This is a genomic window from Psychrobacter sp. CAL346-MNA-CIBAN-0220, assembly GCF_040309805.1.
In the GTDB taxonomy this organism is placed as follows: Bacteria; Pseudomonadota; Gammaproteobacteria; order Pseudomonadales; family Moraxellaceae; genus Psychrobacter.
Map to the genome: position 1 here is coordinate 1 of NZ_JBEOPF010000624.1, position 245 is coordinate 245.

Consider the following 245-nt stretch of genomic DNA (forward strand, 5'->3'; position numbering starts at 1 on the left):
GCCCAGCACGCGCTTCTTCATCGAGATTATGTAGCGGCTCGCCATCTAAAAATATTTCACCGCCACTCGCCGTATCAAGCCCAGCTAACAAACTAAGTAACGTAGATTTACCAGAACCAGAAGTGCCCACTACTGCAACAGATTCGCCATGCTTGACATTAACGCTGATGTCGCTGAGGATGGGCAACTCACCTTCAAAGGTAGATACCACTTTAGACAAACCATTTACTTGAATTATATTTAAT

1 protein-coding gene is annotated in these 245 nt (G+C 44.5%); it reads right to left on the reverse strand.

From position 1 onward, the window contains the following. Positions 1–245, reverse strand: a 245-nt coding sequence (locus AAEY88_RS15060) for an ATP-binding cassette domain-containing protein (RefSeq protein WP_350563690.1), incomplete at both ends; no start/stop codon positions are given.